This is a genomic window from Marinobacter profundi, assembly GCF_002744715.1.
Taxonomy (GTDB): domain Bacteria; phylum Pseudomonadota; class Gammaproteobacteria; order Pseudomonadales; family Oleiphilaceae; genus Marinobacter; species Marinobacter profundi.
On the sequence record NZ_KZ319368.1, the window covers coordinates 507,408 to 527,746 of the forward strand.

A 20,339-nucleotide genomic window follows, 5' to 3' on the forward strand; every position below is an offset into this window, starting at 1 on the left:
ATTCGCCCGCACCTGTTGCCGGCCTTGCCAATGGCTCCGGTTGCCATCACACCCATGATCATCACAACCCTCCCGAGCAACCTGCCTCTGCGAACACGAAAGGAGTGTACCCATGACCCGGGACCCCATCGGCCTGGCATTGTCCCTGATGAACCGTGTTGCCGGCCAAGCCTGGCTGGACCGCCTCGGCCTGCGGCCCGTCGTCGAGAAAACCGCCTACCAGGGCACCCGTGCCGGCTTCCGCACCCTGGCCCTGGCGGGACGCGAGTTCCGTCGGGTCAACGAATGGCTACCCAAACAACGACTGCCCGCCAAAGCGCCCGCCGACCTGTTCAACCTTACGCTGGACGAAGACCAGCAGATGATTGTCGACAGTCTGCATCGGTTCGCCCGTGATACCCTGCGCCCTGCCGCAGCCGCGGCGGACGAGGCGGCCACCATTCCGGCCGGCTTGTTTGCAGCGGCCGCTGAGCTGGGGCTGACCCTGTACGCCGTGCCCGAGGCATTTGGCGGTGTCGCAGAGACCGCCTCACCGGTTACCAGCGTACTGATCGCCGAACAACTGGCCTGGGGCGACATGGGCCTGGCCTCCGCCCTGCTCGCTCCCTTTAGCGTAGCTCAGGCGATTACCCGGTGGGGCAGCGGCGAACAACAATCCCGCTACCTGCCGGCATTCTGCGAGGAATCCCCGCCACTGGCCACCATCGCCATTGATGAGCCCACCCCGCTGTTTGATCCGCTGAAACCTGCGACCTCCGCCACCGTGACAGGTTCCGGCTATTGCCTCAACGGCTTCAAGTCCGGAGTAGTCCTCGGGGCGGAGAGCGATCTGATCCTGGTGGCCGCCGAACTCCACGGCCGGCCACGGCTGTTCCTGGTGGAAACGGCGGGCACCGATGGCATCCGGGTCAAGCCCGACCCGGCCATGGGCCTGCGGGCCGCCAAACTGGCCCGACTGGAGTTCAAAGACCTCCGGTTACCGGCCGATGCATTACTGGGCGGTGACGATTTCGATTATCAGGCCATGCTCGACCTCGGAACATTGCTGCGGTGTGGTCTCGCCATCGGTAGCGCCCAGGCGGTGCTGGACTACGTCATTCCCTACTGTAATGAACGGGAAGCCTTTGGCGAACCCATCAGTCATCGCCAGTCCGTCGCCTTCATGATCAGCGACCTGGCGATCGAAACCGACAGCATGCGACTGCTGACCTGGCGGGCCGCAGCCCGCGCCGAAACCGGCCAGTCCTTCCACCGGGAAGCCTGCCTGGCCCACCTGCTGTGCAGCGAGAAGGCGGTGGCGGCAGGCAGTCATGGCGTCCAGCTGCTGGGCGGCCATGGATTTGTCCGGGAACACCCGGTAGAGCGCTGGTACCGGGACCTGCGATCGGTCGCCACCCTTTACGGCGGCGTCCACGCCTGAGCCCCGAGGAGAAACCATCATGTATCTGGAAATCCCCCGCAAGTTCGGTGCCATTGTCCACCAGGCACAACAGGTTGCCCGGTCGGTGTTCCGGCCCATCTCCCGAAAATATGACCTGGCGGAACATGCCTACCCGCAGGAACTGGACATGTTCGCCGCCATCATGGACGGCATGAACGACGGCGCCGCCGACGGTGGTGCCGGCGCCGGCAAACTGGCCCGCTCCGGTGGCAAGCCCAGTGAAGGCAACGTCAACGGCACCAACATGAAAACCGTACTCGGGCTGACCGAGCTTTGCTGGGGCGACGTCGGCCTGGCACTGTCCATTCCCCGCCAGGGGCTGGGGAACAGCGCCATTGCCGCCGTCGCCAGTGAAGCGCAGCTGGCACGGCTTGGCAACACCTGGGCGGCCATGGCCATCACCGAACCCGGCGCCGGTTCCGACTCCGCCGCCATCCGCACCACGGCGACCCTGGACGGCGATCACTACGTGATCAACGGTGAGAAAATCTATGTCACCGCCGGTGAGCGCGCCAACGCAGTGGTGGTCTGGGCGACTCTCGACCGGAGCAAGGGCCGGGCCGCCATCAAATCCTTTGTGGTCGAAAAAGGCACGCCGGGAATGGCCGTAGTACGGCTCGAGAAGAAACTCGGCATTCGTGCGTCAGACACCGCGGCCATCCGCTTCGACAACTGCCGTGTACCGAAGGAAAATCTGCTCGGAGACCCGGAAATCAGCGTCGACAAGGGCTTCGCCGGGGCGATGCAAACCTTTGACAATACCCGCCCGGTGGTTGCGGGCATGGCCATTGGCCTGGCCCGTGCAGCACTGGAGAAAACCCGTGAGCTGCTGGCCCCCGTGGGCCTCGAACCGGACTATCAGCTTCAGACTTGGCAACAGCCCGCCGTGATACGCGAACTCCAGTTGCTGGAAGCGGAACTCGAAGCCGCCCGCCTGCTCACGCTGCGGGCAGCCTGGATGGCAGACAACGGCCAGCCCAACTCGAAGGAAGCCTCCATGGCCAAGGCCAAAGCGGGCCGGGTCGGTAACGCCATAACCCTGCGCTGCGTCGAGCTGTGCGGCAGCCTGGGTTACGGCGAAACCGAGTTGCTGGAGAAATGGGCACGGGATTCGAAGATCCTCGATATTTTTGAGGGTACCCAGCAGATCCAGCTCCTGATCATTGCCCGCAGGCTCCTGGGCAAGTCGTCGTCAGAGCTCAAATAAGCTACTCTGTCAGGGACTTACATAGCCCCTGACAGGTAACTGGGTAACCGAATGCTGCACATCAACCGCGAAAACCTGAGAAAAAGCCATCAGCTGATCTGGTTCACTATCGACTTCGTGATGCTGGGCCTGCTGATGATCAACATGGCCCTCATCATTTTCGATTCGATCTACAGTTTTGCCGCGGTCGAGAACCTGCTGGCCGAGCATGCCGGCGCCCTGCGGGACTTCTATCACCCGATCCATGAAAATTTCATCTTCTACGACCTGATCTTCGTCAGCATCTTCCTCGCCGAGTTCGTGCTGCGCTGGGGCTATGCCATCAAAGCCAGCATCTACGACCGCTGGTACTTCTACCCGTTTATTCACTGGTATGACCTGGTGGGCTGCATCCCGGTCGGCAGCCTGCGCTTCCTGCGGATCCTGCGGGTCATTTCCATCATCTATCGCCTGCACCAGTACAAGATCATCGACGTTACCCAGACCCGGCTCTACCGGTTTTTCAACTTCTACTACGAAGCCTTTATGGAGGAGCTGTCAGACCGCATCGTGCTCAAGGTATTGTCCGGGGTTCAGCAAGAGGTCAGGCGTGGTTCACCGCTGTTTGAACGCATCCAGAATGACATCCTGCACCCCCGCCGGGCGATGCTCACCGACTGGATATCCGAACGGGTGGCCCAGGCCGCGCGGCAAGGCTATGTCCCGAAACGGGGCGCCTTGCGCAGTTACCTGGAAGACCGGGTCGACGTCGCCCTCAAGGAAAATCTCGAATTGTCACGCCTGCGCCTGCTACCGGTAGTCGGCCCCACCATCCAGGAGACGCTGGAGGAAGCGGTCGGCGACATTGTTGCCAACGTGATCCATCAGATTCTGGAAGACCTGGCCTCGGCGTCCAACCATGCCTTTATTGAAGATATCGTCGATGTCTTCCTGCCAACACCGACCGCCGAAGGCGAACCCGAAGAACAGAACGAAGCCCTGATCCAGCTGATCATCGAAGTCATCGATGCCATCAAGGGACAGGTACGGGTCAAATACTGGAGAGAACAACTGTGACCGATCAACCTCTGCATTACCGTTCTGCCCGCCAATTGCTGACGGCTCTGGCGAGCGGCGAACTTACCAGTGAAGCCCTGGTAGCCACCCTGTTCGAACGGTTTGACCGGCACAACGGTGACGTCAACGCAGTCGTGACTCTGGACCGGGACGGCGCGCTGGCCAGGGCCCGGCGGGCAGACGAACTGAGGGCCGCCGGTGACCTGATCGGCCCGCTCCACGGCCTGCCACTGACCCTGAAAGACACCTGGGAAGTGGCGGGCATGGCCTGTACCGCCGGCGCCCCGGCGATGGCAGACTACCATCCACACCACCATGCCGATATCGCGCAGTGGCTGGAAGACGCCGGCGCCATCATCATCGGCAAGACCAACGTGCCGCTGTACGCCATGGATATCCAGAGCTACAACAAGCTGTTTGGCGTCACCACCAACCCCTACAACCGCGATCACACCTCCGGCGGCTCCTCTGGCGGTGCCGCTGCCGCCCTGGCCGCGGGCCTGACACCACTGGAAGTGGGCAGTGACCTGGCAGGTTCAATACGCACACCTGCCCACTTTTGCGGGGTGTTCGGCCATAAGCCGACCCGGGACCTGGTCTCGATGCGTGGTCACATTCCCGGCCCGCCCGGTACCCTGAGCCAGCCTGACCTGGTGGAAGGCGGCCCGCTCGCCCGGACAGCGGACGATCTGGAACTGCTGCTCAACGTCATCGCCGGGCCCCGGCCACTGGAAAGCCGCAGCTGGCAGCTGGCCATGGCACCGTCCAGGCTGGGCGCCCTTAACGAAGCCCGGGTTGGCCTCTGGCTGGAAGACCCGCTGTGCCCGGTCGACCATGAACTGGTCGAGGGTTACCGGAACTTCGCCGCCAAACTGGAACAACAGGGCGCCCTGGTGGCGGAGGCCCGCCACCCGTTACTCGACATGGCGCATATTCTGCCGGCGTACTTCAACCTGCTGGGCAGCCTGATCAGTGCCTCGCTGACTCCGGCCCAGCGGCGCCAGATGGCCTGGATCGGTCGCCTTGAACCCCTGCTCCGCCGCCTCGCCCCGATGACCCACGGTGTCCGCGACTACGCCCGTGCCGTCAACCAGCCGGTGCACCAGTGGCTGAGCTGGAACGAAACCCGGGAGAAAATGCGCGGGCAGATTGACGAGCTGTTCCAGGAATTCGACGTCCTGCTGACCCCGATTACCCCGACAACCGCGATCCGCCATGACCACAGTCATCCTCCCACCAAGCGGACCATCATGGTCAACGGCCGGAAGCGCGCCTATATGGATCAGTTCTGCTGGATTGCCCTGGCCACCCTGCTGGGACTGCCGGCGACTTCGGTGCCGGTGGGCCGCAGCCGGGAGGGCCTGCCCTACAGTATCCAGGTAATCGGCGCACCCGGCATGGACCTGACTACGATCGGCTTCGCCAGCTTACTCGAAAAGGCAGGACTGGCCGGATTCCACCCGCCGGAAGGCTTCTGAACGGCCTACTCCCGGGATCACTGCCAGCGGGCCTGGGAGTAACTGAACACCGGTAACGACACCTTCCAGCGAATGGCACACATCCGCAGCAGCAGGCCGAGGCTGAACGCCGCCAACAGGGTGATGTCGTCATCGATACCCTCGCGCAGCAGGAACAGGTACACCAGGGCGACCACCAGCGACACACTGGCATAGAGCTCATGGCGCAGTACCTGGGGGGTGCGGTTACACATCAGATCCCGCAGGATACCGCCAAAGATGCCGGTGGTGATGCCGGACATCACAATTACCGGTGTCTGGTAGCCGAGATTGAGCGCCACGTTGCAGCCGATTACCGTGAAGGCCACCAGGCCAATGGCATCCAGCACCAGAAACAGCTGGTGCAGGTGTCGCATGAAGCGCGCAATAACAATGGTCACCAGGCCACCGGTGATGGTGAGGTAGATATAGCTGGAATGCTGAGTCCAGGTTACCGGGAAGTTACCCAGTAGAATATCCCGTACGGTACCGCCACCAAGGGCGGTCAGAAAGGCGATAACAGCGACCCCGAAGAGATCCATGTTGCGTCGCCCGGCAGCAAGCGCTCCGGACATGGCTTCGGCCGTAATGGCAATCAGATAGATAGAGGTCAGCACACAGGACTCCTGCGTTCATGCGGCCTCTCCCCCTGTCCCTGATACCTGAGAGTTTACAGGGAAACCCCTGCTTGCCCCTTCGGTGGACTGCGCGGGCAGTCTCTCTCCAGTCGGCTGTTGATGATAGGTCGCAGTACATGAGCCTGAGCGTTTATGGGAGTTTGCGCCTTCGGCGGGGTGCACGGGCACCCTCTCTCCTGCGAGGTGGCGGATTATAAGGCCCGGACCTCCCTGCGTCGAGTGCGCCGAGCCATGAGCCTGGCTCGATGCCGGGCGTCCCGCGCTACGCCATGGTTGCAAGCAAGGCCCGGATCACATGGTTTGCCTGCTCCCTGTTCCTGGCATCAAATGTGAACACCGGCAAGACAATGCCTTTCGAGGCCAGGGCGGATCGCAGAGATCTCAGGCTGGGGGCTTCAAGCGTGTCGGTTTTGGTAACACCAATTACCACCGGTAACCCCGGCACGATCTCGTCAAGCACACCGAGCCACTCCTGGCAGGTCCCTTCCAGCGCTTCATCCCTGGCATCCAGCACCAGAACCACCCCGAACGCCCCTTCCAGAATGATCGGCCACATGTGCTGAAAACGGCTTTGGCCCGGCAGTCCGTAGATGAAGAGCGGCACCTCCTCATCCAGCATAACGGTGGAGAAATCAAAGGCGACAGTCGTCGTTGTCTTGTCCCCCATGGCAGCTTCAGTCATCGGCATTTCCGTCGACAGCGGCTCGGTCTCGGACAGACTGCGTATGGTCGTGGTTTTACCGGCACCGACCGGCCCGGCAATCACCAGCTTCACGGCAGCCGAATCAGGATTTTCCATCATTTACTCTCCGGAACAGGGCGACCTACCAGGACTTCTGGAACAGTCCGAATCTTGAGGCCAGTTTTTGAAACACATTGGCGTATGGCATCCGGGCTTTTGATTCGGGCCGACTGGCCAGGGTGTCCCGCCGCCCTTCCGGAACCAGCAGCGACGCCGCCCGGAATCCCCAGAGAATGCCCGAAACCTGTGACTGATCAATGCCGGTCAGGCCGGCCAGCTCATCCAGACTACGGTGGCCCTTGGCAACCAGGCTGGCAATGCGTAGCGGATCCACAAGATCCGGTGCCGTACCAAGATCCGGCCAACATCCCAACCGGTACTCCGCAACCGGGAACGCCGGCAGCATCCCGCCGTATCGGATTCCTGCCCGGATCATGAAGATATCGAGACTTTCGAAATAACAGCTGTCACAAGGCTTGCCGTTGCTGTCCCTGAATTGCCAGCCCGGTGAGCCCAGCTGATCCTTGGCTTGCTCGAGGTCCTGCTGCGATCGTGCCGCAACGTGCCCGGAGGATTGCAAAATATGCACTTCAATACCGTCCACCATCGCAAGCAGATCGCCCTCGCGATCCGCCAATGCCCGGGACAGGGCAAGCAATCCGATCCGGTCTTCGCCGGAGGCGACCGGCGCGCGGGCCCGTGACAGCGCATCGCCCGCCTGCAGAATGGCCAGAAACGCCCGCACATACAGGTTCAGCGGCGCGCCGTCTCCGATGGTGTTGGTTGCCGGATCAAAGGTGTCATTGGCCCGGGTAATAGTCAGTACCGGGATCTGCTTGAGGGCGGCGTAGGCTCTGACCCGCTGACCGAACAGATCATCGCCGGTTACAACCACGCAATCGCATCGGGTCCCATCCCAGTCCCGGACCGTACTGCGAATCTTGTGCGCCAGCAGGAGGCCCGAAGCGAGCCGGAGCCTTTTCTGCAGGTCTTCACCCGTACCCGCAACACGTATGTCAATATTCAATGGAATAGCCTCCCGTCAGTGAATCTCTACAGCAAAGGGCCTGGTCTCCAGGTCCTCCCCCGAAACAGCCGGTTACGAGAAATCCTGCTCTTTCTCGAAGCGTTTCAGGTCGTGGCGCGCCATGGCCAGGTTCGCCCTGGACCTATCCAGAATCACATACAGAAACAATTGCTGATTACTCTCCAGCGGACGGATCAGGTGGTACTGCTTGGTCAGGCTGATCAGGACATCTTCGATGTTGTCGTTGAGCTGCAGGCTGCTGGCCACTTTCCGCTTGGCCTTCAGTACTTCGGAGTTACCGGCCGCAGCGAGTTCGAGGTCAACCCCCGCACCATCGCCGGACATCAGCATTCCGCTGTCCAGGTCGACCAGAGCCGATGCCACATAGCCGTCCATTTCACGAAGGGTTTCGAGGTTTATCTTTGCCATTGTGAGTACTGCCTTCTTCAGTTTGGTTGGTATTTCGTGTTACGCGTCAATGACCTGGGCCAGTGCCTTGGCTGAGTCCAGCGTCATGCGCAACGCCATAGCCATGTTCTCGCCGTGGTCCACGCATACAGACAGCGCAAACCGGGGGGTCTCGCAGGGAATCCGAACCGTTACAATGGAACCGTGATTGGTGGCGATCACGTTGTATGAACACTGGCTCTTGAGAATCTCCCGCCCGAATGCCTCACTCAGAGACATCACCGAGCAGCCCAGAGCCGCAATACGGGTGTGCTGTATAGAATCGTTGGCGGCGATAAAAGCTACGGACCTGCCGTCCAGCGTTGTGACAGACGCAAAGACACAGGAGGCATGACCGCCCAACTGGCGTTCCAGCACCAACTGGCACGGACCACCGAACCGCTCCACGGCATTCATCTTTGGTTGCTTGTCGATAACTTGCACTGCCAGAACCTATCATAAGGGAGAAGGTAATAGTCACCATGAATTGTGACCGGTGGCAGAATTACGGCCTGGGCAATTATCCGGATCTGTTTATGTCGCTGGAATATTCAGTTTTTTAGCCGCAAGAGAAAACGCCAGGAAGCCGTGACCGGAAATATCGAGGTCAGAATGCCGAAAAGAGAGCGTCGAGGAGAGGAAGGTTCAGAGCTCGTGCGAAATGCGGGAGTTTTGAGTGGGTCAAAACGCAAAAAGGCCAACGATCGCTGGCCTTTTTTCAATGGTGCTACAAGCAATAAAGCCCGCATAAGCGGGCTTTATTTCAATAGTGGTAGCGGGGGCAGGATTCGAACCTACGACCTTCGGGTTATGAGCCCGACGAGCTACCAGACTGCTCCACCCCGCATCAAACTGGTTGTCTTTCGGGGGTAACCCCGATCAACGTGGCGCGTATATTAAGGATGTTTTCCGGGCCTGTCAACGTAAATCTTCGAACAGGTCGCAGGGGAAGGATTCAGCGGTCGCTTCGACGGCGTTGTTCATGCCGGCCCTCTCAATGGCTTCGCGAACCGGACGGAAGGAACGGCGGTGCAGTGGGGTCGCACCGAGGCGGTAGAGCGCTTCGAGGTGGTCCGGGGTCGGGTAGCCCTTGTGCCTGGCCAGTCCGTAGCCGGGATAGCGGGCCTCAAGTTCGGCCATTTCCCGGTCCCGGGTAACCTTGGCGATGATGGAGGCAGCACTGATAGCGGCAACCCGGCCATCGCCTTTGACCACCGGCTCGGAGGGCCAGCGCCACTTCGGGCAGCGGTTACCGTCCACCAGGACGTATTCCGGCGCGATCGCCAGCCCGTCAACGGCGCGGGTCATAGCGATCATCGTTGCCTGGTAGATGTTGTGGCGATCGATTTCATCGGGCTCGCAGCGACCGACACTCCAGGCCGCCGCCTTGTCGAGGATCTCCTCGTAGAGGGCGTCGCGACGTTTCTCGCTGAGCTTTTTGGAGTCTGCCAGGCCCGCAATGGGTCTGGCCGGATCGAGGATAACGGCAGCCGTCACCACGGCACCAATCAACGGACCGCGCCCCACCTCGTCCACGCCGGCCAGGCGCCAGCCGGTATAGTCACAGGTGAACGGCGGCAGCGACGGCTTTTTGCTCATGCCAGCTCCCGCTCCAGCAGGCCGGCAATCGCACTGGCAGCCTTTTCATCAGCATCCTGCCGCAATTGCAGGTGCAGCGCGGTGAACGCTTCCGCCAGCCGGCGGCGCTCCGCTTCATTTTCCAGCCGCTCCAGTACCGCTTCACCCAATGCCTGGGGTGTCGCATCATCCTGCAGCAGTTCCGGCACCAGCTGTTCCCGGGCCAACAGATTGGGCAGCGCCACATAAGGCACCTTGACCAGGCGGGACAACAGCGCGTAGCTGAACCCGCTCAGGCGGTACCCCACCACCATCGGCTTTTTCAGCAGCATGGCTTCCAGGGTGGCAGTACCGGACGCCAGCAACACCACGTCGGCCGATGCCATCACCTCCCGCGAGCGACCGCGAATGATGGTGACCGGCAATTGCACGCCGAGGCTTTCCACCAGTGCCCTCACCTGCTTCTCCCGTTCCCGGTTGACGCAGGGAATCACCAGCTGCAGGTCCTGGCGGCGCTGCTGAAGCCAGCGCGCCGCCTCCAGGAACAGGCCACCGAGACGCTCAACCTCGCCGGCCCGGCTGCCCGGCAGAATCGCCAGCACCGGAGCCGCCTTATCCAGCCCCAATGCCTCACGGGCAGCCATGGTATCCGGTTCCAGGGGAATCCGGTCCGCCAGCGGATGACCGACAAACGACACCGGCACCCGGTGCTCTTCATAGAACCGGGCTTCAAAGGGAAACAGCGTCAGCATCAGGTCAACGGCACGGGCAATCTTGAAGATCCGCTTCTGCCGCCAGGCCCACACCGAGGGACTGACATAATGGGCGGTACGGATGCCCGCCTGCCGGCACCGCAACTCAACGCCGAGGGTAAAGTCCGGAGAATCAATGCCGATGACCACGTCCGGCGGCGTGGCGAGGAAGTAATCCATCAGCCGGTCGCGGATGCTGAACAGCTCGCGGATGCGCCCCAGCACCTCGACCAGCCCCATTACCGACAGCCGCTCCATCGGCACGAGGGAATGGAAACCTTCGGCAACCATCTCGTCACCACCGATGCCGACAAAGCGGGCCTTGGGGTATCGGGCGCGGAGAGAGCGGATCAGGCCGGCGCCAAGGATATCCCCTGACGCCTCCCCGGCAACGATGCCGACGGTGATCCTGCGATTGCTGACAACCCCGGAAAGCTGACTGGTCACCGGGCCATCCTAGCGAATGATGCCGCGGTCGGTACCACGCAATGACTCGATCAGCGGAACCAGCTCCGGCAGGTCGGCAAAGTTCTGTTCGAGTTCTGCCAGCGCCTGCTCGGTGGTCAGGCCCTGGCGATAGATCACTTTGTAGGCACGGCGCAGGTTGAGCAGGGCGTCCTTGCTGAAACCGCGACGTCTTAGACCTTCCACGTTCATACCGTGGGGCTCGGCGGACTGTCCGCTCGCCATCACATAGGCCGGAATGTCCTTGAGTACGATACTGCCACCGGCGGCCATACTGTGGGGCCCGATGTGACAGAACTGGTGCACCATGGTGCCGCCACCCAGAATCGCCCAGTCACCCACGGTGACATGGCCAGCCAGGGTCGCACAGTTGGCCAGAATGGTGTTATCGCCAACGATGCAGTCATGGGCGACGTGCACATAGGCCATCAGCAGGTTACCGCTGCCAATGCGGGTCTCGCCGCGATCCTGGACGGTTCCACGATGAATGGTGCAGTTTTCACGGATGACGTTGTGGTCACCGATCACCAGAGTGGTGGGCTCGCCCGCGTATTTCTTGTCCTGGCACTCCTCACCGATGCTGGAGAACTGGAAGATGCGGTTGTTGCGACCGATGACCGTGGGCCCCTTGATCACCACGTGGGACATGATTTCGGTGCCTTCACCGATTTCCACACCGGGACCGATGTAGCTCCAGGGGCCAACAGTTACGTTGTCTGCCAGCTTGGCCGACTCATCTACAATTGCCTGCGGATGGACTCCCGACCAGTTATTCGTCGCCATTAAACGTCTCTCTCAGCACTCATCACTTCTGCTACGCAGGCAACCTCGTCACCGACCAGTGCGCGGCAGTCGAATTTCCAGATTCCGTGCTTGCCGGAGATCAGCCTGGACTCAAGGCGCAGCTGGTCTCCCGGCACCACCGGGCGCTTGAAGCGCGCCTTGTTGGAACCCGCGAGGTAGTGTATCACGCCGTCAGAAGGTTTCTTGTCAGCGGTCACAAAGCCGAGGATTCCGGACAGCTGGGCCATGGCTTCGATAATCAGCACCCCGGGCATCACCGGCTTGCCGGGAAAATGCCCGTTAAAGAACGGCTCATTGATGGTCACGTTCTTGTAGCCGGTAATCAATACCCCCTTCTCCACCTCTGTCACCCGGTCCACCAGCAGGAACGGATAGCGGTGGGGCAGGTACTCCATGATTTCTTCAACTTTCATCATCAGCAAACGGCCTCAGCCTTCCAATTTCTTTTCCAGTTCGCGCAGCCGGCGAGCCATGTCGTCGAGCTGACGGAAACGAACCGCGTTCTTTCGCCACTGGCGGTTTTTATCTGCGTTGGTACCCGAGGAGTACACCCCTGGTTCATCAATGTTGCCGCTGACCATGGTCATCCCGGTGAGATGGACCTGATCGGCAATTTCCAGGTGCCCCGCAATACCAGCGGCACCTCCGAATACACAATGCCGCCCGACTTTGGTGCTGCCGGCAATACCAACCATGGAGGCCATGGCGGAGTGGTCACCGATGCGCACGTTGTGGGCAATCTGCACCAGGTTATCCAGTTTCACGCCGTTGCCGATCACGGTGTCTTCGAGGGCACCGCGATCGATGGTGGTGTTGGCGCCCACTTCCACGTCGTCCCCCAGCACCACACGACCGATCTGGGCAATCCGGTTCCAGACCCCCTTGTCGTTGGCAAAACCGAAGCCGTCGGAACCGATCACCGCACCACTCAGGATGTGGCAGCGCCGACCCAGAATGACGTCGTGGGCAAGCACGGCGCGGGGCTTCAGCACTGAACCGGCGCCAATACGGCAACGGGCACCCACGACGCAACCGGCGCCGACAACCACCTGCTCACCAATTTCAACACCCTCCTCCAGCACCGCCAGCGGACCGATACTGGCACTGTCCGGAATGGCAACGCCCGCAGCAATTACCGCGCTGGGGTGAATTCCCGGCGCGGGCACCGGGGCCGGATCAAACCAGTGGCTGAGGCGGGCATAGCCCAGATAGGGATTATCCAGCACCAGCACATCGCCGGTTGCCTGGTCCGCCATAGCCGGTGCCAGAATCACCGCCGATGCCCGGGTGTCAGCAAGGTAACGGGCATAGGCCGGATTGGCCAGAAACGACAACTGACCAGGTTGGGCGGCCTGCAACGTGGCAATACCACTGATGCGGGTGTCCTCATTACCCCGCAGTTCAGCACCCAGCGCTTCGGCAATCTCGCCAAGCCGGTAACTCTCAGAGCTCATGTCTTACTCCGTCGCAACCCGGCGACCACCCTCCGGTGATCCCCGGCCATACTATCAGCGGTTCAGCTTGTTCAGCAGCTCGTCCGTCAGGTTCAGCTCCGGCTTGACGTACACCACCGCCTCGGCCGGCAGGATCAGGTCCAGGTTATGCTCTTCAAGCAGCGCTTTGACTGCGGCATCCACTTCCGGCCGGGCCTCTTCCAGGAACGCCTGCTTGCGGTTGGCCACCGTGGAGTCCAGCCGTTGTTTGAGGAAGTTGAACTCCTTCACCTTTTCCTGGAATTCACCGGCCAGCTTGGTGCGCTCGGATTCGTTCATCATCGCACCATCCTTTTCCAGCCGCTCCTTCAGTTTGCGGGCCGCTTCCTGGGCCTGGCGTACCTCGGACTCATCCCCGGAAAAATCCTTCTGCAGCTGTTCGCTGAAGGCCTTGGCATCGTTGGATGAGAACAGCGCCTGACGCAGATCCACTACGCCGATCCGCGTTTCCGCAGCCGCGGGTACGGCTACCAGCAGGGCCAGCAGGCCGGCTAACAGGGGCATCCTGAACATGTTTCTTCTCCTCATTGTTGTCAATCTGTCCCGCCACTGACCGTCAGAAGGTCTGGCCGAGCGAGAACTGGAAGATCTGGGTATCGTCACCCGGCTTGTCATTCAGCGGCTTGGCAAGGCTGAACGCCAGCGGACCAACCGCGGTTATCCACTGGAAGCCGACACCCGCCGACACCCGGATCTCGTTGAACGCGGGATCGTAATCCCGGTCCGCATCAAACACCTGGCCGGCATCCAGGAAGAACGACGTCCGCATGGAACGGGAATCCCCGGCAAACGGCGTCGGGAAAATCAGCTCCAGGCTGCCCTCGGTCAGCAAGCTGCCGCCGAACGGGTCGGGATCCGAGAAATCATTGGGGCTGTTGGTGGCCAGCGGACCAAGGGAGTTGGCCTCGAAACCCCGTACCGAGCCATAGCCGCCGGCGTAGAAGTGCTCGTAGAACGGCATGACATTGCGATCGCCATAGCCATCGCCATAACCGATCTCACTGCGTGCCCGCAGCACCCAGCTCTGGGCATTGTTCAACGGCTGATAGAAATCGGTGCGGTGGCTGAGCTTGTAGTAGGTCAGGTCGCTGCCCGGCACCGCCACGTCTGCCGACACCGAGTGGCTATAACCGTCGGTGGGCAGCACCCCCCGGTTCAGGGTGCTGCGACGCCAGGAACCGAACAGGAAGTAATTGTTGAAGGAATCGCCTTCCTCCACGATGAAGTCCCGCACCTCCTCGGAGGTGAAGCTGCCGGCCTGGATTTTCGACAGGGTATAGCCCAGGCCAAAGTTCAGCCGGGTGATGTTATCAATGGGATATCCGAAGCTCAGGCGACCGCCATACTCGTCCAGCAGGTAGGATGAGATATCCTCTTCCTCGTAATCGGTTTCCCGGGCGAACACACTGAAACCGCGGCTGACCCCATCCACCGTGTAGTAGGGGTTGGTGTAGCCGAAATTGGCACTCTTCACCGAGTCACTGACGTTGACCCCGAAGGACACTCGCTTGCCGCTGCCGAAGAAATTGTTCTCGGCCACATTGGCGCCGAGGATTACCCCGGAGGTCTGGGAAAAACCGACCGACGCAGACAGGCTGCCGGTGGGTTGCTCTTCCACACTGTAGTTCACATCGACCATGTCGTCGGTGCCCGGCACCGGCACGGTTTCCACGTCCACGGTCTTGAAGAAGCCGAGACGCTCGAGGCGGGTCTTGGAGAATTCAATCCGGTCAGAGGAGGCAACACCGCCTTCCATCTGGGTCATTTCCTGGCGCAGCACCTCGTCGCGGGTGGAAACGTTACCTTCGAAATTGATCCGGCGTACGTAGGCCCGTTTGCCCGGCTCCACATAGAAGGTCACCACCGCGGTGTTGTCGTCGCTGGTTTCCGGCACCGCGTTGACATTGGCAAAGGCGTAGCCTTCACGACCGAGACGGCGGGACAGCAGCTCGGAGGTGGCTGTCATGCGCGCCCGCGAGAACACGTCCCCTTCCTTGATATTGATGAGCTTGCGGAGTTCTTCTTCGCCGACAATCAGGTCACCCCGCAGGCGCACCTCGGACACCGTGTACTGGGGGCCTTCATCCAGCGCAATGGCAATGAACACCTGCTGTTTGTCCGGCGAGATGGAAACCTGGCTGGACTCCACGGTGAAGTCGATGTGACCGCGGTCAAGGTAGAACGAACGCAGGGACTCCAGATCGCCGGCGAGGCGTTCGCGGGCGTATTTGTCGGAATTGGTCAGCGAATTCCACCAGCTGGTGGTTTCCAGCTCGAACAGGCCCAACAGCTCCTCGTCGCTGAAGGCCTCGTTGCCGACGATGTTCATGTGGTGGATGGCCGCCACCGAACCTTCATTGATATCCAGGCGGATGGCCACCCGGTTACGGGGCAGCTCCTCGGCAGTGGCCTTGACCCGCGCGTTGTAACGGCCCTGGCTGACGTAGGAACGGAGAATTTCCAGTTCCAGGCGCTCCAGGGTGGCACGACGGAACACCTGGCCTTCATCGAGGCCGGCCCCGCTGAGGGCATCCCGCAACATCTCGGTCTCGATGTTCTTGTTGCCTTCAATTTCAATGGAGCTGATGGAGGGACGCTCCTGCACAGTCAGGATCAGAACCTCGCCGTCGCGGCTGGCCTCGATATCGGTAAACAGTCCGGTACGGAACAGGTCGCGGATGGCAGCGGCCAGTTCAAGCTCGTCAAGCTGTTCACCGATGGTGACCGGAAAGGCAGAAAAGACAGTTCCCGCAGAAACCCTCTGCAGGCCCTCTACTTCGATGTCCGAAACCGTGAATTCGTCGGCATGCGCCGGGTTTGCGCCGAGGGATACTGCCACAAGGCTCAAAGCTGCGCCGAAAAGAGAACGTCTCATTCAGTTAATTCGCCTGTAATTGCGCGTAAGGAGGTCGCAATTCTCACAACCGCATCAGGTCGTTGTAAAGTGCAAACACCATTAATGTAAGAATCAATGCCATACCGATTCGTAACCCGATGGCCTGGGCCTGCTCGGACAGCGGCTTCCGGCGGATGGCTTCGATGGTGTAATACACGATATGGCCACCATCCAGCACCGGTACCGGCAACAGGTTCAGCACGCCCAGGCTGACACTGAGATAGGCCAGAAAACGGACAAAATCCTCAAAACCGGAGCTCACACTCGCTTCCGCTACCCGGGCAATGGTAATCGGGCCACTCAGGTTAGAGGGTGACAGCAGCCCTGTCACCATTTTCCCGATCGCTACCAGGGTCAGCCGGGTATCGTTCCAGGTTTCACCGATGGCGTTGGGAATGGCAGCCAGCGGCCCGTAGCTCACCTCCCGCAACACCTCTTCCGGCCAGTCGACCGGTCGCACGCCGGCACCGACAAAGCCGGTGACACTGCCATCCTCGTTGGTACGGGCGGCCGGCCGAACCGCCAGCTCAAGGGACTCGCCGTCCCGCAGGACCGTCAGGGTCAGGGTTTGTTCCGGTGCATCGCGGATATGATCGACCAGTTCAAACCAGTCGGCTACCGGCTCGCCGTCCACCGCCGTCACCTGGTCACCGGTCCGCAGGCCCGCGGCCTCGGCACGTTCACCGGCCGCAATCTGCTCCAGCACCGCGGGAATCTCCGGGCGCCATGGCCGTATCCCGAACTCGCCCACCGGATCCGGGGTATCCTCGCTTAACCGCCAGCCACCCAGTGCCGTTTGCAGGGTACCGCTGGCACCGCCGTCTGCCACCCGGAACGAAATGTCGCCCTGTTCGCCGGCACGCTCCAACAGGCGCATGCTGATATCCTGCCAGGAGGACACCCGGCGGCCATCCACCGCCTCAATCTCCATGCCTTCCACCAGGCCGATGCGCTCGGCAACGGAGCCCGGCTGCACCTGCCCGACAATGGGCGCCACTGAGGTCACCCCCACCACGCTCAGCACCCAGTAGGCAAGGATGGCGAACGCAAAATTGGCAACAGGGCCGGCCGCGGCTATCGCAATGCGCTGCCCGGGCGACTTGGTATTGAAGGCGAGGTGGCGTTCTTCCGGCGCGACCGGTGCTTCCCGCTCGTCGAGCATTTTCACGTAACCGCCCAGCGGAATGGCAGCAACGGCAAATTCGGTACCATGACGGTCGTACCAGGAGTACAGCGGTTTGCCAAACCCCACGGAAAAGCGCAACACCTTGACGCCGCAACGGCGGGCCACCCAGAAGTGGCCATACTCGTGCAGGGTCACCAGGATGCCCAGGGTCAGCGCCAGCGCCAGTATGGTTTGGACGATCTGCATATCACTCTCGGTTCAGTGCATGGTCGGGGTAAGAGTACCCCAGCCGGTTCAGACAGTCAGCCGGCGAATCTGTTCCCGTGCCCGCTGCCTGGCCTCGCGGTCCCGGGCAAAGATAACATCAAAGCTGCTGGCCGGCCCCACCGCAATCGCCGCCAGCGTGCGCTCGATCACCCGCGGAATGTCGGTAAAGCCAAGGCGGTTATCCAGGAAGGCAGCCACCGCCTCCTCGTTAGCGGCGTTGAGTACGGCCGGGGCGGTACCTCCGGCACAGAAAGCCTCCGCAGCCAGGCGCAGGCAGGGAAAGCGTTCCAGGTCCGGACGCTCGAAGTGGAACCGACCCAGGGCGAACAGGTCCAGCGCCGGCACACCGGCATCGATACGTTCAGGCCAGGCCAGACCATTGGCAATGGGCGTACGCATGTCGGGACTGCCCAGCTGGGCCAGCACCGAGCCGTCGAGGTACTCCACCATGGAATGGATAATACTTTCCGGATGAACGTGTACCTCGATGGTGTCCGGCGTGGTATTGAACAGCCAGCACGCCTCGATCAGTTCCAGCCCCTTGTTCATCAGGGTGGCGGAGTCGACCGAAATCTTCTGCCCCATGGACCAGTTGGGGTGGGCACAGGCCTGTGCCGGCGATACCGAACGCAGGGCTTCCGCACTGTGATTGCGGAACGGACCACCGGACGCAGTCAGCAGGATCCGCCGCACGCCCGCCGCCGGAAGGTCACGAACCCGGGCCGGCGGCAGGCACTGGAAAATCGCATTATGTTCGCTATCGATGGGCAACAGTTCGGCGCCGGACTCCGCCACCGCATCCATGAACAGCTGGCCGGACATGACCAGCGCTTCCTTGTTGGCCAGCAGCACCCGCTTGCCGGCCCGCACCGCGGTCAGTGTCGGCATCAGGCCGGCGGCACCCACAATCGCCGCCATCACGGTATCGGCTTCCGCCGCCGCGGCCACCTCACACAAACCCTGCTCACCTGCCAGTACTTCGGTGTGCGGCAGATCGGCCAACTCCGCGACCAGCTCCGCCGCAGCCGCCTCGCTCGCCATCACCGCAAACCGGGGGCGGAACTCTCGACACAGGGCCGCCATCTCGGCCACCCGGGTACTGGCGGTCAGGGCATAAACACCAAAACGGTCGGGGTGGCGACGGATTACGTCGAGGGTGCTCAGACCGATAGAACCCGTGGCTCCGAGCAGGGTAACCTGATGCACTGCGGGCATTACCACTGTCCCGCCGCCAGCCAGCCGAGCTGGGTGATGATCAGCGCGAACACCGGTATCGCTGCGGTGAGGCTGTCGATCCGATCCATAATGCCGCCATGGCCGGGCAGCAGCTGACTGCTGTCCTTGATACCGCGGAAACGCTTGAGCATGCTTTCGAGAAGGTCGCCCAATACCGAGACCGCACCGGTCACCAGGGTCGCCAGCACCAGCAGGAGCGTTTCACTGCCGCTGGCAGCCGCCAGCTGGCTGACAATCAGGGCAAAAACAGCGACAGCGGCGAGACCACCCCAAACCCCGGCCCAGGATTTGCCGGGGCTGACCCGGGGCGCCAGCTTGGCCTTGCCGAAGGCACGGCCGGCAAAATAGGCACCGATGTCCGCCACCCACACCACACAGAACACATAGAGGATAACCAGCAGGTTGTTGTCCACCTCCCCGAAACTCAGCCCCCCGGTACGCAGGTGGTTGAGGCCGACCCAGGCCGGCACCAGCACCGGCAGCCCCATCAGGGCGCGAACCGGCACCGACCCCCAGCCCTCCGAACCCGCCGGGTAACGGCGCACCAGCTGGAGGCAGACCACCCACCACACCAGCGCCAGCCAGAACACTGCCAGCGCCGGCACATGCAACAGGGCAAACAGCACTGCAGCGATCGCAGCGGCATAGCCGATCCGGGCGGCCTGACTGGTCAGCCCCGCCATATTGGCCCACTCCCAGGCCCCCAGGGTGATAATGGCGCCGGTAAACAGCGCAAACCCCAGCGGCGGCAGGAAAAAGATGCCGCCAATGGCTATCGGGGCAAGAATCAGGGCAGTAATAATGCGGGTTTTAAGCACGGTGCAGTTCGCTTATCCGTCGTTATTGTTGTGACTGGCGCCGGGCGATCTGGTCGTCGGTCTGACCAAACCTGCGCTGCCGCCCGGCATAGGACTGCAACGCCTCACGCATCTGCGCCTCGTGGAAATCAGGCCAGAACACCGGTGAGAAGTACAGTTCGGTATAGGCCAGATGCCACAACAGGAAATTGCTGATGCGCTGCTCGCCCGCGGTACGGATCATCAGGTCCGGCATCGGCAGGTCGCCGATGCTCAGGTGCTGCTGTATCAGGTCGTCGGTGATATCCGAGGGCGCCAGTTGCCCGGCACGCACCTTCTCCGCCACCTGGCGGGTCGCCTGGGCAATGTCCCAGTGGCCACCGTAGTTGGCGGCAATAACCAGGGTCATCAGGGTGTTATTGCAGGTGAGTTCTTCCGCTTCCGCCATCAGTTCCTGCAAACGCGGGGTGAACGCGCTGCGGTCGCCAATAATGCGAAGGCGGATATTGTTCCGGTGCAGCTTCTTCACTTCCCGCTCGAGGGCGAACAGGAACAGCCGCATGAGTGCAGATACCTCGTCTTCCGGCCGGCGCCAGTTCTCGCTGGAGAAAGCGAACAACGTCAGCACCTCCACCCCTTCCCGGGCGCAGGTTTCAACCACGGCCTTCACCGCTTTTACGCCGGCTTTGTGTCCGGACACGCCGGTGAGCCGGTGCGCCTTGGCCCACCGGTTGTTACCGTCCATGATAATCGCAACGTGCCGGGGCCGGCTGTCTGCCTGCACCGGGATCTGTGCGGATACGCTTTCCGTCATGCAATCCCCTGTTCAGCCGGCAAGCCCCGGGGCCGCCGGCTGATCGTCAACAATGAA

General features: G+C 61.6%; 20 protein-coding genes, 1 tRNA gene and 2 riboswitches. Of the genes, 4 read left to right on the plus strand and 17 right to left on the minus strand.

The features are described from left to right. The first annotated feature begins 112 nt into the window (after positions 1–112). Genes CLH61_RS05250 through CLH61_RS05265 form a run of 4 tightly spaced genes read left to right on the plus strand, consistent with a single transcriptional unit; the run spans position 113 to position 5,182 of the window. A complete protein-coding gene (locus CLH61_RS05250) occupies positions 113–1,420 on the plus strand; it encodes an acyl-CoA dehydrogenase family protein (protein WP_099613637.1) in 1,308 nt (435 codons plus the stop codon). Between the two features lie 19 nt (positions 1,421–1,439). Continuing rightward, complete coding sequence (locus CLH61_RS05255) at positions 1,440–2,648, plus strand: acyl-CoA dehydrogenase family protein (RefSeq protein WP_099613638.1); 1,209 nt, start codon at positions 1,440–1,442, stop codon at positions 2,646–2,648. Positions 2,649–2,699: 51 nt separating this feature from the next. Beyond that, complete coding sequence (locus tag CLH61_RS05260; protein WP_099613639.1) at positions 2,700–3,704, plus strand: hypothetical protein; 1,005 nt, start codon at positions 2,700–2,702, stop codon at positions 3,702–3,704. Continuing rightward, complete coding sequence (locus CLH61_RS05265) at positions 3,701–5,182, plus strand: amidase (protein WP_228152538.1); 1,482 nt, start codon at positions 3,701–3,703, stop codon at positions 5,180–5,182. Before CLH61_RS05260 ends, CLH61_RS05265 begins: the two co-directional genes overlap by 4 nt. A 17-nt stretch (positions 5,183–5,199) precedes the next feature. On the opposite strand, the gene CLH61_RS05270 is transcribed toward CLH61_RS05265, so the two are convergent. The 17 genes from CLH61_RS05270 to uppS all read right to left on the minus strand — a co-directional run bounded on the left by CLH61_RS05270 (position 5,200) and on the right by uppS (position 20,282). Next, positions 5,200–5,817: a trimeric intracellular cation channel family protein gene (locus tag CLH61_RS05270; protein WP_099613640.1), complete on the minus strand. Its 618-nt coding sequence runs from the start codon at positions 5,815–5,817 to the stop codon at positions 5,200–5,202. A 22-nt stretch (positions 5,818–5,839) separates the two neighbouring features. Further along, positions 5,840–5,937: riboswitch (glycine riboswitch) on the minus strand. Position 5,938: 1 nt separating this feature from the next. Beyond that, a riboswitch (glycine riboswitch) is annotated at positions 5,939–6,027 on the minus strand. Positions 6,028–6,100: 73 nt separating this feature from the next. Beyond that, positions 6,101–6,640, minus strand: a complete 540-nt coding sequence (locus CLH61_RS05275) for a GTP-binding protein (RefSeq protein WP_099613641.1) — start codon at positions 6,638–6,640, stop codon at positions 6,101–6,103. A 22-nt stretch (positions 6,641–6,662) separates the two neighbouring features. Further along, a complete protein-coding gene (locus CLH61_RS05280; protein ID WP_099613642.1) occupies positions 6,663–7,607 on the minus strand; it encodes a hypothetical protein in 945 nt (314 codons plus the stop codon). Positions 7,608–7,679: 72 nt separating this feature from the next. Beyond that, positions 7,680–8,036: a roadblock/LC7 domain-containing protein gene (locus CLH61_RS05285; RefSeq protein WP_099613643.1), complete on the minus strand. Its 357-nt coding sequence runs from the start codon at positions 8,034–8,036 to the stop codon at positions 7,680–7,682. 39 nt (positions 8,037–8,075) lie between these two features. Further along, positions 8,076–8,498 (minus strand): roadblock/LC7 domain-containing protein, encoded by a 423-nt coding sequence (locus tag CLH61_RS05290; RefSeq protein WP_143752090.1) that lies wholly within the window; start codon positions 8,496–8,498, stop codon positions 8,076–8,078. Positions 8,499–8,824: 326 nt separating this feature from the next. Continuing rightward, positions 8,825–8,901, minus strand: a tRNA-Met gene (locus tag CLH61_RS05295). Between the two features lie 71 nt (positions 8,902–8,972). Then, positions 8,973–9,653 (minus strand): ribonuclease HII, encoded by a 681-nt coding sequence (rnhB, locus tag CLH61_RS05300; RefSeq protein WP_099613645.1) that lies wholly within the window; start codon positions 9,651–9,653, stop codon positions 8,973–8,975. Further along, positions 9,650–10,831, minus strand: coding sequence for a lipid-A-disaccharide synthase (lpxB, locus tag CLH61_RS05305; protein ID WP_099613646.1), 1,182 nt, complete (start codon positions 10,829–10,831; stop codon positions 9,650–9,652). The genes rnhB and lpxB overlap by 4 nt, the downstream gene beginning before the upstream one ends. A 9-nt stretch (positions 10,832–10,840) precedes the next feature. Continuing rightward, the gene (gene lpxA, locus CLH61_RS05310; protein ID WP_099613647.1) at positions 10,841–11,632 is read right to left on the minus strand and encodes an acyl-ACP--UDP-N-acetylglucosamine O-acyltransferase; all 792 of its coding nucleotides are present in this window, start codon (positions 11,630–11,632) and stop codon (positions 10,841–10,843) included. Then, positions 11,632–12,069 carry a 3-hydroxyacyl-ACP dehydratase FabZ gene (gene fabZ, locus CLH61_RS05315; RefSeq protein ID WP_099613648.1) on the minus strand — a complete coding sequence of 146 codons (438 nt, stop codon included), beginning with the start codon at positions 12,067–12,069 and terminating at the stop codon, positions 11,632–11,634. The genes lpxA and fabZ overlap by 1 nt, the downstream gene beginning before the upstream one ends. A gap of 12 nt (positions 12,070–12,081) precedes the next feature. Further along, positions 12,082–13,107 (minus strand): UDP-3-O-(3-hydroxymyristoyl)glucosamine N-acyltransferase, encoded by a 1,026-nt coding sequence (gene lpxD, locus CLH61_RS05320; RefSeq protein ID WP_099613649.1) that lies wholly within the window; start codon positions 13,105–13,107, stop codon positions 12,082–12,084. Positions 13,108–13,161: 54 nt separating this feature from the next. Next, positions 13,162–13,659 (minus strand): OmpH family outer membrane protein, encoded by a 498-nt coding sequence (locus CLH61_RS05325; protein ID WP_099613650.1) that lies wholly within the window; start codon positions 13,657–13,659, stop codon positions 13,162–13,164. Between the two features lie 43 nt (positions 13,660–13,702). Beyond that, a complete protein-coding gene (bamA, locus tag CLH61_RS05330) occupies positions 13,703–16,021 on the minus strand; it encodes an outer membrane protein assembly factor BamA (protein WP_099613651.1) in 2,319 nt (772 codons plus the stop codon). A gap of 43 nt (positions 16,022–16,064) precedes the next feature. Next, a complete protein-coding gene (rseP, locus tag CLH61_RS05335) occupies positions 16,065–17,414 on the minus strand; it encodes an RIP metalloprotease RseP (protein WP_099613652.1) in 1,350 nt (449 codons plus the stop codon). 48 nt (positions 17,415–17,462) lie between these two features. Next, positions 17,463–18,650: a 1-deoxy-D-xylulose-5-phosphate reductoisomerase gene (gene ispC / locus CLH61_RS05340; protein ID WP_099613653.1), complete on the minus strand. Its 1,188-nt coding sequence runs from the start codon at positions 18,648–18,650 to the stop codon at positions 17,463–17,465. Continuing rightward, on the minus strand, positions 18,650–19,489 hold the full coding sequence (locus tag CLH61_RS05345; protein ID WP_099613654.1) for a phosphatidate cytidylyltransferase: 840 nt from the start codon (positions 19,487–19,489) through the stop codon (positions 18,650–18,652). The genes ispC and CLH61_RS05345 overlap by 1 nt, the downstream gene beginning before the upstream one ends. Before the next feature lie 22 nt (positions 19,490–19,511). Then, complete coding sequence (gene uppS / locus CLH61_RS05350) at positions 19,512–20,282, minus strand: polyprenyl diphosphate synthase (protein ID WP_099613655.1); 771 nt, start codon at positions 20,280–20,282, stop codon at positions 19,512–19,514. Positions 20,283–20,339: the final 57 nt, after the last annotated feature.

What these genes read in the sequence shown, in the direction of transcription:
- CLH61_RS05260 (WP_099613639.1), top strand. Translation starts at nt 2,700, where the DNA reads ATGCTGCACATCAACCGCGAAAACCTGAGAAAAAGCCATCAGCTGATC.
- bamA (WP_099613651.1), bottom strand. Translation starts at nt 16,021, where the DNA reads ATGAGACGTTCTCTTTTCGGCGCAGCTTTGAGCCTTGTGGCAGTATCC.
- CLH61_RS05275 (WP_099613641.1), bottom strand. Translation starts at nt 6,640, where the DNA reads ATGATGGAAAATCCTGATTCGGCTGCCGTGAAGCTGGTGATTGCCGGG.
- rseP (WP_099613652.1), bottom strand. Translation starts at nt 17,414, where the DNA reads ATGCAGATCGTCCAAACCATACTGGCGCTGGCGCTGACCCTGGGCATC.
- CLH61_RS05250 (WP_099613637.1), top strand. Translation starts at nt 113, where the DNA reads ATGACCCGGGACCCCATCGGCCTGGCATTGTCCCTGATGAACCGTGTT.
- rnhB (WP_099613645.1), bottom strand. Translation starts at nt 9,653, where the DNA reads ATGAGCAAAAAGCCGTCGCTGCCGCCGTTCACCTGTGACTATACCGGC.
- lpxA (WP_099613647.1), bottom strand. Translation starts at nt 11,632, where the DNA reads ATGGCGACGAATAACTGGTCGGGAGTCCATCCGCAGGCAATTGTAGAT.
- lpxD (WP_099613649.1), bottom strand. Translation starts at nt 13,107, where the DNA reads ATGAGCTCTGAGAGTTACCGGCTTGGCGAGATTGCCGAAGCGCTGGGT.
- CLH61_RS05285 (WP_099613643.1), bottom strand. Translation starts at nt 8,036, where the DNA reads ATGGCAAAGATAAACCTCGAAACCCTTCGTGAAATGGACGGCTATGTG.
- CLH61_RS05255 (WP_099613638.1), top strand. Translation starts at nt 1,440, where the DNA reads ATGTATCTGGAAATCCCCCGCAAGTTCGGTGCCATTGTCCACCAGGCA.
- ispC (WP_099613653.1), bottom strand. Translation starts at nt 18,650, where the DNA reads ATGCCCGCAGTGCATCAGGTTACCCTGCTCGGAGCCACGGGTTCTATC.
- fabZ (WP_099613648.1), bottom strand. Translation starts at nt 12,069, where the DNA reads ATGATGAAAGTTGAAGAAATCATGGAGTACCTGCCCCACCGCTATCCG.
- uppS (WP_099613655.1), bottom strand. Translation starts at nt 20,282, where the DNA reads ATGACGGAAAGCGTATCCGCACAGATCCCGGTGCAGGCAGACAGCCGG.
- CLH61_RS05325 (WP_099613650.1), bottom strand. Translation starts at nt 13,659, where the DNA reads ATGTTCAGGATGCCCCTGTTAGCCGGCCTGCTGGCCCTGCTGGTAGCC.